Here is a 16,512-nt window from a genome sequence, read left to right on the forward strand (position 1 = left end):
TAAATTTTAATTAGTAATTAAAGAGCTTTTTTAGCGAAAATTGAAGTTAATTCTTAAAATCTCATTATTTAATAAATAAGATTCGCTATTCATTTCATTTAGTCTTGAAATAGTGCGTTTAAATTCTGCGGCTCGTGCTGAACCTTGATATATTTTATTTGGGTTATCTTCTAGGCTCATAAATAAGAGTATTTTATAGAAATAGGCATTATCGATAAAGTTGATAAATCTAACGGCTGTATTTGTATCGTTAGAATCGATAGTATGAACGTTCCCCACTATAATAACGTTAAAATTTTGGCAAATATTAACATAATCGATATAGCTTAAGCCTCTTGTAAATAATTCATTATAATCTGTTACTAATATTCTTTTATGCACTTTTTGAAAGGATATTTCTCTACCTAGAACCTGTATATTTTGAGGAGCAAGATTATTATCACTAATATCCGTGATAATTTTTTCAAGTTTGTTTTGGTTTTCTAAAGTTAAAGGATAAATTATCCTTGCCTCTTTAACTCTTAACGCTTTATCAAATCGATAATCATGTTGATTATCTAGATATTTAACATAAAATGTATTATTGATTATCTTTATAAAAGGTAAGAAAGATTCTCGTTGTAATCCGTCTTTGTACAGATTATTGGGACTCGTGTTAGAAGTTATAAAAATAAAAATATTTTGCTTTATTAATTCATTAAATAATCTACCGATTATCATTGCATCAGTAATATCTTTAATTTCAAACTCATCTATACATAACACTTTAGTTTGTTTAGTATAGTTTTTAGCAATTTTAGGGATGATATCTTTCTGATTTGCTGTTTGTAATTTATGCATAGATTTATGAATTTCCTGCATAAAGTTCTGATAATGTATTATTATTTTAGGTGTGGTTAATTCTTCACAAAAAGAATTCATGAGCATAGTTTTACCGCTGCCCACCGGACCGTATAAATAAATTCCGCTTTCTAAGTTGTTTTGATTAAAGAATTTGAATAACCTTTTAGGTTTATTAAGTGCTGCTGCCAGCTGTTTTAATTCTTCTCGTAAAGCAGTTTGTTTTGAATCTCGTATTAATGAAGTAGAGGATTTAATCATCCAAAATATTTTTTATCTAGTTTGTTATAGGTTTTTTCTAAAATGTCGTTCCTAGCTAAAAGCAGGAAGGCTTTGTTGTGTGGATCAATGTCACCTCCGTCATCCCGTGGTTTGACCACGGGATCCAGTGAAAAATGCTAACCTTTAGCATTTTTTGTTATTTTTGCTAGATTGCCACGCTCCTTTTAGTTGCTCGCAATGACGGTTGTGATTATCATTTCCTACATAAAAGCGTTGCATCGCCGTAGCTAAAAAAACGCATTGCTTCTTTTATAGCATATTTATATAATTCATGCATCTCTTTAAATCCGGCAAAAGCACATATAAGCATAAATAAAGTAGATTTAGGAAAATGGAAATTAGTAAGTAGCATATCGGCTGTTTGAAATTTAAAACCTGGGGTTATGAAAATATCGGTTTTAAAGCTACCTGCTTTTACGATGCCGTTATTGCAAGAACTCTCAAGTGTTCTAAGTGTTGTAGTGCCGACTGCGATAATACGTTTCCCTTCTTGCTTTGCTTTATTGATAATTTCAGCAGTGTCAGGAGTAATAGAGCAATATTCGGTATGCATTTTATGTTCATGAATATTTTCGGTTTTTACAGGTAAAAAAGTTCCAGCTCCCACATGTAATGTTAAAAATGTGGCTTGTATGCCTTCTGCCTTAAGCTTATCAAGTATATCCTTTGTAAAATGCAAGCCTGCTGTCGGTGCTGCAACTGAACCTTCTATTTGGCTATAGACAGTTTGATAGCGGTCGTTGTCGTTTTGAGTGTTTGTCATCCCGTGGTTTGACCACGGTATCCAGTCATTATTTAAATATGTTTTGGATCCCGTGGTCGTAGCCACGGGATGACATAATGAGTGTGAACGCCTAATATAAACCGGTAGCGGCATCTCACCGTATTTATTTAAGAACTCGAATACAGAAATATCATTAAGCTCAAATTTTACTTTAATCTCACCCATTGCAAGTTTTTCGGTAATAATTACCTTATGATTATCAAAATAAAATTCATCATTTACATGAAGCTTTCGAGCTGGTTTAGCAAAAGCCGACCAACTATCATCTGATAATTTTTGATTCAAATTTATTGTAATATTTTTCCCCAAATTTAACTTTGCTTTTATTACCTTACTATTATTAAAGACTAATAAGTCCCCTTCTTTTAAGTAATCTATTATGTTGTAGAATTTGGTTTTAATAGGCGGCGTAACAGCAATTAGTAAATCTGAGTTATCACGTTCACTAGATGGATATTGTGCGATCAGTTCGCTTGGTAAATCAAAGTCAAAATCAGATAGTTTCATTGTTTAAATATTAGTGGCTAAAAAAGTAATTATAACAGCATATGACAATATTTAATATAATATTTTAGTTTATTGATTGCTTACTAATAAATAAACTATTTGTTGATAAAATGATTTTTTTCTGTACGATACAAAATACTATCAATTGAATCATTAAGGGAAATACTTGATAATCGATGATATAATTAGAAATAAATTTCATGAGATATTAAGAGATATAGAAGAAAATATGGGATTTAATAATATATATAAAATAAAAAGATATGAATTTTTTAGAGAAAGTTTTGTCAAAGAATTCAAAGCTTTGATTGAAGATCCAAATACAAATATTTCTAGTGTGTACAATATGGCATACTGCACTGTAGATAAAATAGCAAGATCTCCTGACACTGCTATAGTTAAAGCAATTTGTCAAGGTGATTATGATTTAGTTTATAGTATGTTAACCGCTTTAAATATTGATCCAAATACAGAAGTATATACATTGGAAGGTGAGGCTAAATCTTTTTGATATTTTGCGTGTCATAATAATCAGAAAGGGATAGTAAGGCTTCTACTTGCAAAAGGTGCAAATATAATCCTTGACCACAACAGCGGTACCGTTTTTCACACTGCCCTAACAGCTCAACATTTTGATATGGCAACATTTCTAATTGAAAATGGTGCGGATCCTAATTACGTAACAGGTGACAATATGACTTATTTAGAAATATGTACGTCCTATACCTAAATATAGCCATGGTAACTAAATTGCTCGCTTATGGTGCTAATATGAAAAACCGCATTTAAAAGTTTAGTAGACCTAACTAGAGAGCTTAATGATAGTAAGCAGAGTACAGATATGGTAAAAGTATTGTTACAATATGGTGCTAATCGGATATACTCGATCCTGACGGTCAAATGGTCCGTGACAAGGAAGCAATTTATGAACCTCTGAAAGCTCTTTTAACGCTTGAATCCACATTGCGTAAGAATGATTACAAGAAAATTAAGGCTATTGACAAGAAAGATTTAGCTGCGTTTGTTCAATGGAAAGCAGCAATATTACCGGTTGTAAAAGATGTTTCTAATGATGATTCTATAAAACAACCATTAATAGAATTAGTAGGAAAGATAGCTAAATTGATACCGCCTTTAGAGTTTTTATGCATTTAAAAAATTGAAGATATTATTGATAGTAACGCTACAGATAAGATAGAATTACCTAAGAGTGCAATAAAAGCGATGACAGAGTGCGGACTACTTCAAGTTGAAGCAACAGGAGAAATAGTGGCTCATAATGATTTAGTTTAAAGGTTGAGGCTGGTTTTATGTCATTCCTGCTTTCGCAGGAATGACATAAAACATGGGTAATACCTCCTCACACTATTAACCCTTTAACTTGAGAGTTCCATAATTTTTGATATAGCTTACTATTTTTTAGTAATTCTGCATGGTTACCGTCATCGATTATACTTCCCTTTTCAAAAACTAAAATTCTATCCATATTGAGTAAAGTAGATAATCTGTGGGCAATGACTATCACGGTTTTATTTTGCATTAAATAATCCATTGACTCTTGAATCAGGCTTTCCGTCTCGCTATCTAAGCTACTTGTTGCTTCATCAAGAATTAAAATAGGAGCATTTTTTAAGATGGCTCTTGCTATGATAATTCTTTGACGCTGACCGCCTGATAAGTTATTCCCCCGTTCACCGCACATAGTATCGTAACCGTCCGGTAGATTATCGATAACATCATGAATATGTGCAGCTTTTGCTGCTTCTATAACCTCCTCAAGAGTAGCTTCTTTTTTCCCGTATCTGATATTGTCCAAAATGGTACGATGAAAAAGCACCGGTTCTTGAGGTATAAGGCTAATGGCTTTTCTTAAAGAATCTTGAGTTACGTTTTTAATATTTTGATTATCTATTAAAATCATTCCTTCTTCTATATCATGTAACCTCGTGAGTAAACTAATAAAAGTGGTTTTCCCTGAACCTGAAAATCCAACTAGTCCTACTTTTTGTTTACTCGGTATTAATACCGATTTATTATAAAATAGCTTGTTATTATGATGATAATTAAATGTAACATTTCTAAATTCAATAACCCCCTCTTTGATATCTAATGGAGTAGCGTTTGCAATATCAGTTATAATATGCGGTGCCATTAAAGATAAGCCTTGATTAAATGCCCCGACCTGCTCGAACATATCACCGATTTCTTGCGTTAAATCCCAAATATCGTCTGCTACATTTATACATAATGTTAGTACTAATACGCAATCACCTATGCTTATAGATAATTCGCTACGAAGTTTAGATAAATAATAAATCATTATAAAAATCATTATTGAACAAGAAGTCCCAAGAGCATAACGCAATTTGAACATAAAGAATTGCATAGTCTGCTCATCGGCTACGGCATTTTCTACTCTTGTTTCGAGATGTTGACGTTCGAATTTATGGGCTGTAAACATTCTAACCGCATTAATGTTGCTAATTGCATCTACGATACTACCGGCAACAAAAGATTGGCTTCTAGCATAATTTAATGAGTATTTATTGATTTTATCGGAGAAAAGAACACTAAGTCCTAAAAAAACCGTAATCCATAAAATAAATATCGTAGCAAAAACGTAATGTACCGAATGTAAAGCAATTAATGCAAATACAATAATAGCGAGTTTACGAAGAATGTTTTCACCGAATATTGAAATAATAATCTCAAACGATCTTGCAGTTTCGGTAATACGATTGCTAATATGTCCTGCTAGATTATCCTGAAAGAATTTATGGCTATGATATTGGGTATAATTATAAAGTTCATTTAGTATTTTCCCTTTTATTATGGGCATAGTCTTGAGATACAAATAATCATATGAACGATATGCTATATTAATACTCTCCCACCAAAGAGCATAAAATACTGCCCAGTAAATCATGGAAGATAAAAGATTATTAGCGTTCTTATCGCTGAAAGATTCTATTAAATCAATGATTTTCTGAAGTAATATACTATCAATCGCTGGAATCATACCGAGTAAAATACAAATTACAGTCAATAAAGTCATTTTAACTTTATCGAATTTTAAAAAATAAATACTTAAGCTAAATGTTGATTTAGATAAAGTAGAGTATTTTATCACGATAATGTACCTCGATTTTAAAATAATATATTAATTCGTGTTATTTTGGAGCATATTTTAATTATTTTAAAATATACCTAAAAATATTAAATCTGTGGAAAAATAATAAACAAGCCTTGCTTCTTACCTTAAATAATGCTACAAAATTCAGAAAATAACTTCAACATCATTAGAAATGCAAGAAAAAGAAGTATCTAATAATTTTTTAGAAGAACAAGAAAAGTCTAAGGAAGACAATTCTCCGTTCTTTGATGTAAAATATATTTGTCAAGCAAGTTTATTAATTACGGATTCTATCCGAAAAGGGTATGATGTAACGCAATTGCCCAATGGTGATATTAATGTTACAGAAGTAAGAATAGTAAATGTTCATTATAATTGGAACTCCGAAAAAGGAAAATTTGTTAAAACTAATCAGATAGAATTTAATAATAGCAAAGGTGGATGATTAAATCAAATACTGTATACTCGCTTAATTTGAAAAATTGGCTACGTCGTCGTCCTATAAGTACTGTGGTACTCACTTATTAAGTATACGTTATTACACTGGGAGTATATTGTTATTGTCACAAAGCTTATTATTTTAAAACAGCAGCTTAAATATGGAATTTGATCAAGGATTATTATCAAGGATTCAATTTGCTTTTACCATAAGTTTTCATATAATATTCCCTGCTTTTACTATAGGGCTTGCAAGCTTTTTAGCGGTAATTGAAGGGTTATGGTTGAAAACAAAAAAGCCGGTTTATCAAGAAATATACAAATTTTGGGTGAAGATTTTTGCCGTTACTTTCGGTATGGGAGTAGTTTCGGGTGTTGTAATGTCTTATCAATTCGGTACTAACTGGTCGAATTTTTCAGATAAGGTTGGAAATGTCCTTGGTCCGCTTCTCGGTTTTGAAGTATTTACTGCCTTTTTCCTCGAATCTTCTTTTTTAGGTATAATGTTATTCGGCTTTAATAAAGTCAGTAAAAAAGTACATTTTATTTCTACGTTAATAGTTGCCGTTGGTACTGTAATCTCAGCTTTTTGGATACTTGCAGCTAGTAGTTGGATGCATACGCCTGCTGGTTTTGAACTGCGAGGCGAAGGATTCTTTTATCCTTTAAATTGGCTAGAAATTATCTTTAACCCTTCTTTCCCATATCGCTTTTTCCATATGATTACGGCGGCTTATTTAACTACTTCTTTTGTTATCGGTGGTGTAGCTAGCTTTTATTTACTAAATAATCGTTATAAAGAGCATGCTAAAATTATGCTTTTTATGGCGGTGTTAATGGCGTTAATCGTTGCACCTATTCAAATAGTTATTGGTGATCTGCATGGTTTAAATACTCTTAAATATCAGCCGGTCAAGGTCTCGGCTATGGAAGGTATTTGGAATACAGACAAAGGAGCAGCTTTTAATCTTATCGGCTTTCCTGATGGGGAAGAAGAAAAAACAAAATATGCTGTAGAAATACCTTATGCTAGTAGTTTAATCTTAACGCATAGTTTAGATGGTGAAGTGAAAGGATTAAAAGAATGGACAAAAGAAGAGCGTCCGCCGGTTGCAGTAGTATTTTTTAGTTTTCGTATTATGGTAGGAATCGGTTGCTTAATGGTATTTATAGGTATTGTGGGGTTATATCTTTACTTGAAGAAAAGATTATATACTACGCATTGGTTTCAATATTGGTATATATTAATGTCACCTTCAGGTTTTATTGCAGTACTTGCTGGTTGGTTCGTAACCGAGGTAGGTAGACAACCTTATATAGTATATAATATTTTAAAAACCGTGGATACGGTATCACCGGTACTCGGCAAATATGTATTTATTTCTCTAATTGCTTTTATAGTAGTGTATGTGATCATTTTCGGAGCGGGTATATATTATATAATGCATTTGATAAAGAAAGGTATAGAAGTGATAGATAATAAAGAAATGTACGGAGAGAGTGGTTTGAATAACCCATTATTAGAAAAGTAATAAGCTTATGTTAAATTTTGCACCTTATATAGATTTACCGCTTGTTTGGGGTGGGCTTATAGCTACCGCTATTTGTTTATATGTTTTATTAGACGGTTTTGATTTAGGAGTAGGAATCTTATTTCCGTTTGCACCTACCGATGATTGCCGTCATAAAATGATCAATTCTATTGCTCCTTTTTGGGACGGTAACGAAACTTGGTTAGTACTTGGCGGCGGTGGTTTATTTGCGGCTTTCCCGTTGGCGTATTCGCTATTAATGCCGGCTTTATATATTCCTATTATATTGATGTTACTCGGTCTAATATTTCGTGGTGTAGCTTTTGAATTCCGTTTTAAGGCTCATATAGGTCATCGTTATATTTGGGACTACGCTTTTCATTTCGGTTCTATGATTACTGTTTTTTGTCAAGGTTTAATGCTTGGTACGTTTGTCCAAGGAATAGAGATAGAAGGACGAGAATTTGCAGGAGGGAGCTTTGATTTTCTTACTCCCTTTTCCGTTATGACGGGGATAGCATTAATATTCGGTTATGCACTCTTGGGTGCTACTTGGCTTATTCTGAAAACAGAAAAGACAACACAAGATTGGGCTTATAAATCTGCTTTATATATTTTATTTTACGTTGCACTTTTTATGGGGCTTGTGAGCTTATGGGTTCCTTTCTTAAATAACCACATAAATCATCGTTGGTTTAGTGTACCTAATATTTACTATTTATCTATTGTACCTATTGTAACTGCTTTAATATTTATCAAGTTAATTAAAGCCGTTAAGCAGAAAAAAGAAGTAAAGCCGTTTATTTATACGATCTTGTTATTTTTATTAGGATATTTAGGGCTCGCGATAAGCATATGGCCATATATCGTTCCTTATAAAGTTACGCTTGAAACTGCTGCAGCAGCACCGGAGTCACAGTCTTTACTGTTGATAGGGGCTGGGATATTCCTACCTGTCATACTTGGCTACACATTCTATTGTTATTATATATTTCGTGGCAAATCATCTCATCATCCGATATATTAAAAAATTTAAAAAAATAACCTCTTGTCTCAAAGGGTGGCAATGGTTTATTATCCTATGGCTTAGCGGATTATTATCCACATTACTTTTAACTTATGTAGTTAAGCTGGTGTTTAGGGTGATAGTAGGAATATAACCTTGACAAAACGTACTGTTTATAGTACGTTATTAATATTAAGTCTCACTAACTATAAGGAAAAAATAATGGAAATATATAATACAAGCGAAGCAAGAAGTAAGCTTTATAAACTTATAGATTATGTTTCTGATGTACACAAACCTGTTTATATTAAAGGTAAAAGAAATAATGTAGTTATAATTTCAGAAGAAGATTATCGTAATATGGAAGAAACTTTATATTTATTATCTATTCCAAATATGCATAAGTCTATAATTGAAGGACGAGCAGAGCCTATAGCAAAGTGTAGCGATAAATTAAATTGGTAATTTTTTATAAATGTATATAATTCGTTATACTATACAAACACAAAAAGATGCTAAGAAAATAGTGCAAGCCAGTTTAAAGAATAAAGTAGAAGTTTTATTAAACATAGTTAGTACTGATCCTTGGAAACTTTACCCTCCATATGAAAAGCTCGTTGGTGACTTTAGCGGTTGCTATTCAAGAAGAATTAATATTCAACATAGGTTGGTTTATGAAGTTTATAAACAAGAAAAAGTTGTAAAAATTCTTAGAATGTATACGTATTATGAATAAGTCATTAACTGAAAAAATCTCAGCATTTATTATTACCAAAAATGAATCCACAAGGGTAGCACGAGCTATAAATAGCGTAAAAAATATTACTGATGAGGTGATAGTAGTCGATAGTGAAAGTACTGATGATACGGTAGCAATAGCTGAAAAATTAGGAGCAAAGGTAGTAATAAAACCGTGGCTTGGTTATGTAGGACAGAAATCTTTTGCCGAAAGCCTTTGCGTAAATGATTGGGTTCTTAATATTGATGCCGATGAGGAGTTGTCTAAAGAGTTACAAGACGAAATAGAGTATATTTTTGCCTCTCATAATCAAGATCGTTATTTAGCTTATCAAATAAAGCTGTTAATAATGCATCGTAATGATCAAAAGCCACGAATGTTTGCTCCATTTAATAAATGTACTCGGTTGTATAATAAAAAATTTGCAAGCTTTGCAAATACCGTAAATAGTACTACTCATGATTCGGTAATATTTAATAAAGATGTTGATTTTGCAGGTAAAATTTATCTATTAAATGAAGCTGCTTATCATTATTCTGGTACTTCAATTGAGCAGTTGGTCACTAAAGCAAATTTTTATTCTAACGAGCAAGCAAAAGATTTAGTTAAGCAAGGAAAAAAGCTTTCAAATTTTCGTTTAACAACAGAAATGATATGGTGGTTTTTTAAAGCGTTTTTTATCAGACGCTATTTTGTATTTGGTTTTGACGGTTTTGTAGATTCAATAATTTTTGCTTTTGCAAGATTTCTAAGGCTTACGAAGTTAAGAGAGTCATCGTTTAAATCAAAAAACGTCATTGCGAACGACTATAAGGAGCGTGGCAATTTCATGAAGTAATATAAAATTCCTGAGATTGCCACGTCGATGCTATGCATCTCCGCGCAATGACGATTTAGAAAATAAAAGATAAATTATGAAAGAAAATTTTAATGTTAGTAAATTAAAAAACGGTTTGACAATTTTAACATATAATATGCCTTATGTTAATTCGGTAGCAATAAATTTAATTGCTAAAGTTGGAGCACGTTATGAGAATGCAGAAGAGGATGGCATATCTCACTTTCTTGAGCATATGGCTTTTAAAGGTACAAAAACTAGAACGGCAAAACAGATAGCGGAAGCGTTTGACTCTATAGGCGGACATTTTAATGCCTATACCGGTCATGAGAATACGGTATATTATGCACGAGTCTTGTCTGAAAATTGTGATAAAGCACTTAATATACTTGCCGATATAATTCAAAATTCTATTTTTTCTGATGAGGAAATAGCTAAGGAATATCAGGTGATCATGCAGGAAATTGCTCATCATCAGGATAATCCAGATGACCTAGTATATGAGAAATTTTATAATAAAGTTTATAGCGAACAACCGTTGGGTAAGTCAATCTTAGGTACTGCTAAAACCCTTGCAACTTTTACGAAAGAACATTTTTTTAATTTTATAGATAAGCATTATAATGCTGAAAATCTCTATTTATCAATTGTCGGTAATATTGATCATGATAAAATAGTAATTATAGCGGAACAGTTATTTTCTTCTTTGAAGCAAGGAGTAAAAAGTAGCTTTATTCCGGCAAAATATATAGGCGGAAACGGCTTTATTAATAAGGAGTTAGAGCAAACTAGTTTAGTGCTAGGGTTTGAAGGTACATCATATATTAATTTAGAAAAGCTTTACCAAACCCATCTACTTTCTATAATATTTGGTGGCGGTATGTCATCGCGTTTATTTCAAAGTATTCGTGAGAAATTAGGTTTAGCATATGCAGTAGGTAGTTATAATAGTGCTTATTTTGATAGTGGAGTGTTTACAATTTATGCATCCACTGCACATGATAAATTAGAATTATTATATAGAGAGATTAAAAACGAAATAATAAAAATGACTGAACAAGTAAGCACAGAAGAGATTCTTAGAGCTAAAACACAACTACGTAGTAATTTACAAATGGCTCAAGAGAAAAATACCTATAAGTCAGAAGAAATAGGTAAAAATTATTCTGTTTTCGGTCAATATATTTCTCCTGAAGAGATTATGGAAATTATCATGAGCATAAAAGCTGATGATATTATTAATACGGCAAATAAAATATTTAGTGGTACTACTACGTCGGCAATTATCGGTCCGAATGATCTTCAGGGATTTTAATGATATGCTTGTGTGGATACCAGAGTCGTCATTGCGAGCGGCCGTAGGCTGCGTAGCAATCTCATGAAATAATAACAAGCTCCTGAGATTGCTTCGTCAATTACTTCGTAATTTTCTCGCAATGACGAGGAAAATGAATTTTGAGACAAATAAATGAAAAAAAAATTATATGAAGGTTCAAGTAAAATTTTATATTCTGCCGAAGAAGATTTTTTACTTATAATGGCTTTTTCCGATAAGGCTATTTTAGAAACAGGTGAGATTGTTGATATATCAGGTAAAGGAGTACTTAATAATAATATTTCTTCCTTTCTAATGGATAAACTGGAAATGATCGGCATTGAAAATCATTTTATCGAAAAAATAAATATGAGGGAGCAATTAATTCAATATGTTGAGGTTTTCCCGATACAAGTAATAATATCATCAGTAGCGTGCAGTAGATTTGTAAAAGAATTCGGAATTGATGAAGGGTATGTATTTGATAAACCTATTATTGATTTTAAGGTCCGAAGTCGTGAATTTAAATATCCGATAGTTAATGAGTATCAAATATTAAATTTCGGTTGGTTAACTAGGGATGAAATTAAAGCGGTAAAAGAGCAGGCTTTGCGTATATATGATTTTCTAAGCGGCTTATTTATCGGTGTCGGGATTCGGCTTGTTGAGTGTAAATTAGAATTTGGGCGTGTGTTTAACGGTGAAGAATCTATCATTATGTTAACTGATGAAATTAGTCCGGATAATTGTAGATTATGGCATATTAACAGTAATGAAAAATTGGGATTTGAATTGCTTGAAAAAGAACCAAATAAGGTTTTTGAATCATATCAGCTAATAGCTGATCGTTTAAAAGAAAAATAAATATATTTTTTAAGCGATATATACTATTTTGGACTGTTTAAGGTTTTATTACAAAGTTCAGTTTTTCGTCATTGCGAGGAAAATTACGAAGTAATGGACGAAGCAATCTCAGGATATTTGATGAGATTGCCACGCAGCCTACTGCTGCTCGCAATGACGATTAGGTGTCTACGCAGGAACAACATTTCTGATTTTTAATAATTTTTTACGGTAAAAAAGATGAAAATACGATTTATTATAATAAGCTTTATAGCTCTAATCCTAGTAGGGTGGGGATATGCTGCCTATAAATTTGAACATCAAAGTAAAGAAAATATTATCTCTATTCTTGATAAATATGAAGAATATATAACTTATGATGCAATAAAAGTTAATAAATATGGATTTAGTGTTACTTTAAATAAAGTAATGTTAAAACCTATAGATTTTTATTTTGATGAAATAGTTATTAGACATATACCATTTTTGAATATTACAAAAATTGATTCTTACGGAAATAATGTAAAAATTACTACCGCTCAAGATGAAAAAAATATTTTTTACTCACCTGATCATCATACAACAATTTGGTTTAGAAAATCTTTGTTTAATAGAGAGCCTGATTATTGGAAATTAAGCTTGAGTGACAATAAATCAACTCTTTATAGTTCTCTAGATGCAGAAAAATTAGCAGAGAGTGATATTAGTAATTCTGTAATTACTAATACTAAGACATCGGATAACCTTAATTTGTTAATTTTGGATGGAAAAAATACTGTTTCTTTTATTTCTGAAAATTACAGAAGAAATTTATATGATAAAATTTTTGAATTTTTGAGAAATCAAATAGCTAATGACTCTGATACTGCTTTCTTTGAGTATGGTTTGACAAAGTTAGATATATTGAATTTACCTATTTCTTACAATTCCAAATTAAAACTAAAATATAGTGATGAGTTAGTAGCTCTTGGGAAATTATTAATTCAAAATTTTTCTCTAGATCAAAGGCAAGATGAGAAGATGTATGCTGTTATTTTTATGCAGATGTTAGGAGAATTAGTAAAAGGTAAGCCGTTTTTAGTTGCTTGTGATATTGAAAGAAAAGGAAAAGTAGAAAGTAATTTATATAAATTAAATATAGAAAAAGATAAAATTTTTGATTTTGCTTTAAATATTAAATCTACTATAGAACCTTCTGAAACATACCAAAAAACGGCAGCTGAAGCTTTAGGCAGCTACTTTAGTAATGGTTTAAACAAAAGAGCTGAGTTAGATAAAAGTTTTAAACTAACTAGCCCTATTACTCAAGAAGATGGGGAAAGAGTAATGGGTGTTTTTGCAAAAATAAATAATTCCGAATTTAATTTAAAAGGTCAGTTTGATCCTGAAGCAAAAAAATTATCCGGTAAAACTAATCTTGTAATGGATGATTTTAATTTTGCTATTGATATTGATATGCCTACTATAGATAATCCTCTGAATCTAGAAAGCGTAATAAAATTATCGGATCCGAGTGTGGTTATAAATAATTTTGTGCATTATACTAATAATGCTATTGTACCGGTGCTTAATAAAATAGAAGATTCTAAGGAATTTGCTTTAAATCTAGGAAAACAATCTTCAGTAATAAAGCAATACGGCTTTAGGGCAATAGAAGTTTTTAGTAAAAATTCTGAATTAAAAGACGGTGAATCTTTAGTAGTGGATGTAAAAAGTAAAGACGCCGGACTAACTTTTAACGATAAAGCTATTGATCAGATCCTTAGTGATGCAAGAGTATTAGAATTTATAAATGCCATGGCTATGATAGATCAAGAAAGCAAGTAGTCTAAGTGTCATTCCTGCTTTTGCACGAATGACATAAGAGCTACGAGATAAGGTCTACAAGTAAAAAATTTGAAGAAAAAATAAGTTATAAAAGAATGATTAATATTTCCTTTCCCGATGGGAGTATAAAACAATTTGCAAAAAACATTACTGCCTATGAAGTAGCAAATGCAATTTCAATGTCACTTGCTAAAGCAGCAATGGTTGCTGAAATAAACGGTGAGCTTCAAGACTTAAGTATCGTAATTGACAATGATTGCAAGCTTCGTATTTTAACTGCGAAAGATCCTGAATGTCTCGAGATAATAAGGCACGATGCGGCACATTTAACAGCAGAAGCAGTAAAGGAACTATTCCCTGAAACTCAGGTAACGATTGGTCCTGCAATTGAAAACGGTTATTATTACGATTTTGCTCGTGATAAACCTTTTACCACTGATGATTTAGCCGTTATAGAAGCTAAAATGCAAGAACTTTCACAAAAGAACGAGCAAGTAACAAGAGAGCTATGGGATAGGGATAAAGCCGTAGAGTTTTTTAAATCGATAGGAGAGCATTATAAAGCCGAAATTATTGCTTCAATTCCGGCAGGTGAGCCAATTACTTTATACAGGCAAGGTAATTTTATTGATCTATGCCGAGGTCCGCATGCTCCTTCTACAGGGGTTGTTAAGCATTTTAAGTTGATGAAAGTTGCAGGAGCGTATTGGCGAGGTGATAGTCGTAATGAGATGTTGCAGCGTATATACGGCACTGCTTGGGCCACGAAGGAGCAGCTAGATAGTTACCTCTTGATGCTTGAAGAAGCCGAAAAGCGTGATCATAGAAAGCTTGGGCGTGAGCTTGATTTATTCCACTTCCAAGAAGAAGCTCAAGGAATGGTATTTTGGCATGATAAAGGCTGGAGTATATATAGTACCATTGAGCAGTATATTAGGAAAAAGATTCGTAAAAATGGTTATACCGAAGTTAAGACTCCTGTTTTGGTCGATAAAAGCCTTTGGGAGGCTTCAGGACATTGGGAAAAGTTTCGTGATGATATGTTTGCGTTAGAAACAGACGACAAGACATTAGCTTTGAAGCCGATGAACTGCCCTTGCCACGTGCAGATTTTCAAACAAGGTATCAAGAGTTATCGTGATTTACCTCTTCGTATGTCGGAGTTTGGTTTGTGCCATCGTAATGAGGCATCCGGTGCATTGCACGGTTTAATGAGAGTGCGGAGTTTAGTGCAAGACGATGCACATATATTTTGTGCTGCGGAACAAATTACCGATGAAACGGTTAGTTTTTGTAAATTACTGACTGAAGTTTATAAGGATTTCGGCTTTACTGATATAAAGGTAAAATTCTCTGATCGTCCTGAAATCAGAGCAGGGAGCAATGAAGTTTGGGATAAGGCTGAGAATGCTTTAAAAGAAGCAGTAGAACAATCAGGGTTTAATTATACACTAAACCCGGGCGAGGGGGCATTTTACGGTCCGAAGCTTGAGTTTGTATTAACCGATGCGATAGGGCGGCAATGGCAATGCGGTACGCTTCAGATGGATTTTGTTTTGCCGGAGCGGTTAGACGCTAGCTATGTTGCAGCAAGCGGAGAGAAAAAAAGACCCGTAATGCTACATAGAGCGATCCTTGGCTCACTTGAGCGTTTTATTGGTATATTGATCGAAGAATATGCAGGTAGGTTTCCGCTTTGGCTTGCACCAGTGCAGGTTGCTATTGCAACTATTACCAGCGATTTGAACGATTACGCTTTGGAAGTGCAGAAAGCTTTAATTGATAACGGGGTAAGAACGGATTTTAATATCTCACCTGATAAAATTAACTATAAGATTCGTGAGTTTTCTAATCAAAAAATACCGATGATTGCAGTAATTGGTAAACAAGAGCAAGAAAATAAACAAGTAGCGATTAGAAGGCTCGGAACTACTGACCAAGAAGTATTATCGGTTGAGCAGTTAATAGCTGTGGTTAAAGAAGAGAATGAGAAATATTTGTAGATTTTAAATCTAAAGGATTATATAAGATAATAATACGTATCATAGGGATATGATATCCTAATTAGGAAAAAATCCTAAGGAGATTATGTGAGAACTATTATATTAATATAGCTGATTCGCAAATTAAAATTCTAGATAAAATATCCAAGAAAAAAATATCAAGAGATAAAATTATTGGGCAAGCTTTAACTAGTTACATTGCTAGTAATGATCACAATAATAAGGCATTTGAAAACGCTTTTGGACTCTGGAAAGATAAAAATCTAGATAGTGTAGAATATCAGGCTAAATTATGTAATGAGTGGAACGAATGAAAGCTACCTTTGATACTAATATATTAATAGATTATCTACAATAATGTCATTCCGTTGATCGCACATGGGTGACAACTTAAGGTTAGACCAAGATTTATAAATTTTACTTTT

The 16,512-nt window shown here is 32.4% G+C and carries 17 protein-coding genes; 14 read left to right on the plus strand and 3 right to left on the minus strand.

Going from position 1 to position 16,512, the window contains the following annotated elements:
- Positions 1–30: 30 nt before the first annotated feature.
- Both zapE and queA read right to left on the minus strand, forming a co-directional pair.
- Positions 31–1,101 carry a cell division protein ZapE gene (gene zapE / locus ACSFFC_RS03915; protein WP_014410447.1) on the minus strand — a complete coding sequence of 357 codons (1,071 nt, stop codon included), beginning with the start codon at positions 1,099–1,101 and terminating at the stop codon, positions 31–33.
- A 214-nt stretch (positions 1,102–1,315) separates the two neighbouring features.
- The gene (queA, locus tag ACSFFC_RS03920; protein ID WP_014410448.1) at positions 1,316–2,413 is read right to left on the minus strand and encodes a tRNA preQ1(34) S-adenosylmethionine ribosyltransferase-isomerase QueA; all 1,098 of its coding nucleotides are present in this window, start codon (positions 2,411–2,413) and stop codon (positions 1,316–1,318) included.
- Positions 2,414–2,579: 166 nt separating this feature from the next.
- Here queA and ACSFFC_RS03925 point away from each other — a divergent pair, with 166 nt between their 5' ends.
- The 3 genes from ACSFFC_RS03925 to ACSFFC_RS03935 all read left to right on the plus strand — a co-directional run bounded on the left by ACSFFC_RS03925 (position 2,580) and on the right by ACSFFC_RS03935 (position 3,568).
- Positions 2,580–2,924, plus strand: coding sequence for a hypothetical protein (locus tag ACSFFC_RS03925; protein WP_041472190.1), 345 nt, complete (start codon positions 2,580–2,582; stop codon positions 2,922–2,924).
- Positions 2,925–2,954: 30 nt separating this feature from the next.
- A complete protein-coding gene (locus ACSFFC_RS03930) occupies positions 2,955–3,143 on the plus strand; it encodes an ankyrin repeat domain-containing protein (RefSeq protein ID WP_317133659.1) in 189 nt (62 codons plus the stop codon).
- Positions 3,144–3,313: 170 nt separating this feature from the next.
- Entirely contained in the window at positions 3,314–3,568 is a 255-nt protein-coding gene (locus tag ACSFFC_RS03935) for a hypothetical protein (RefSeq protein WP_014410449.1), read from the plus strand.
- A 205-nt stretch (positions 3,569–3,773) separates the two neighbouring features.
- Here ACSFFC_RS03935 and ACSFFC_RS03940 read toward each other — a convergent pair whose 3' ends face one another.
- A complete protein-coding gene (locus ACSFFC_RS03940) occupies positions 3,774–5,543 on the minus strand; it encodes an ABC transporter ATP-binding protein (RefSeq protein ID WP_014410450.1) in 1,770 nt (589 codons plus the stop codon).
- A 175-nt stretch (positions 5,544–5,718) separates the two neighbouring features.
- Between ACSFFC_RS03940 and ACSFFC_RS03945 the strand changes: the two genes are divergently transcribed.
- The 11 genes from ACSFFC_RS03945 to ACSFFC_RS03995 all read left to right on the plus strand — a co-directional run bounded on the left by ACSFFC_RS03945 (position 5,719) and on the right by ACSFFC_RS03995 (position 16,401).
- Positions 5,719–5,991 carry a DUF2671 domain-containing protein gene (locus ACSFFC_RS03945; protein WP_014410451.1) on the plus strand — a complete coding sequence of 91 codons (273 nt, stop codon included), beginning with the start codon at positions 5,719–5,721 and terminating at the stop codon, positions 5,989–5,991.
- A gap of 154 nt (positions 5,992–6,145) precedes the next feature.
- On the plus strand, positions 6,146–7,516 hold the full coding sequence (locus ACSFFC_RS03950) for a cytochrome ubiquinol oxidase subunit I (protein WP_004996438.1): 1,371 nt from the start codon (positions 6,146–6,148) through the stop codon (positions 7,514–7,516).
- A gap of 7 nt (positions 7,517–7,523) precedes the next feature.
- On the plus strand, positions 7,524–8,543 hold the full coding sequence (gene cydB, locus ACSFFC_RS03955; protein ID WP_012719479.1) for a cytochrome d ubiquinol oxidase subunit II: 1,020 nt from the start codon (positions 7,524–7,526) through the stop codon (positions 8,541–8,543).
- 201 nt (positions 8,544–8,744) lie between these two features.
- Positions 8,745–8,987, plus strand: a complete 243-nt coding sequence (locus ACSFFC_RS03960; protein WP_004996433.1) for a type II toxin-antitoxin system Phd/YefM family antitoxin — start codon at positions 8,745–8,747, stop codon at positions 8,985–8,987.
- A gap of 10 nt (positions 8,988–8,997) precedes the next feature.
- Positions 8,998–9,258, plus strand: coding sequence for a Txe/YoeB family addiction module toxin (locus ACSFFC_RS03965; protein WP_014410452.1), 261 nt, complete (start codon positions 8,998–9,000; stop codon positions 9,256–9,258).
- Positions 9,251–10,099, plus strand: a complete 849-nt coding sequence (locus ACSFFC_RS03970) for a glycosyltransferase family 2 protein (protein WP_014410453.1) — start codon at positions 9,251–9,253, stop codon at positions 10,097–10,099. The genes ACSFFC_RS03965 and ACSFFC_RS03970 overlap by 8 nt, the downstream gene beginning before the upstream one ends.
- Before the next feature lie 76 nt (positions 10,100–10,175).
- Entirely contained in the window at positions 10,176–11,414 is a 1,239-nt protein-coding gene (locus ACSFFC_RS03975; RefSeq protein WP_014410454.1) for a M16 family metallopeptidase, read from the plus strand.
- Positions 11,415–11,567: 153 nt separating this feature from the next.
- The gene (locus ACSFFC_RS03980) at positions 11,568–12,278 is read left to right on the plus strand and encodes a phosphoribosylaminoimidazolesuccinocarboxamide synthase (RefSeq protein ID WP_004996420.1); all 711 of its coding nucleotides are present in this window, start codon (positions 11,568–11,570) and stop codon (positions 12,276–12,278) included.
- A gap of 219 nt (positions 12,279–12,497) precedes the next feature.
- A complete protein-coding gene (locus tag ACSFFC_RS03985; RefSeq protein ID WP_014410455.1) occupies positions 12,498–14,084 on the plus strand; it encodes a hypothetical protein in 1,587 nt (528 codons plus the stop codon).
- A 95-nt stretch (positions 14,085–14,179) separates the two neighbouring features.
- Entirely contained in the window at positions 14,180–16,087 is a 1,908-nt protein-coding gene (gene thrS, locus ACSFFC_RS03990; RefSeq protein WP_014410456.1) for a threonine--tRNA ligase, read from the plus strand.
- Positions 16,088–16,188: 101 nt separating this feature from the next.
- Positions 16,189–16,401 (plus strand): hypothetical protein, encoded by a 213-nt coding sequence (locus ACSFFC_RS03995; RefSeq protein WP_081497804.1) that lies wholly within the window; start codon positions 16,189–16,191, stop codon positions 16,399–16,401.
- The last annotated feature ends 111 nt before the right edge of the window (positions 16,402–16,512 follow it).

Origin of the sequence: Rickettsia parkeri (genome assembly GCF_051427245.1) — a bacterium.
GTDB classification, from domain to species: Bacteria; Pseudomonadota; Alphaproteobacteria; order Rickettsiales; family Rickettsiaceae; genus Rickettsia; species Rickettsia rickettsii.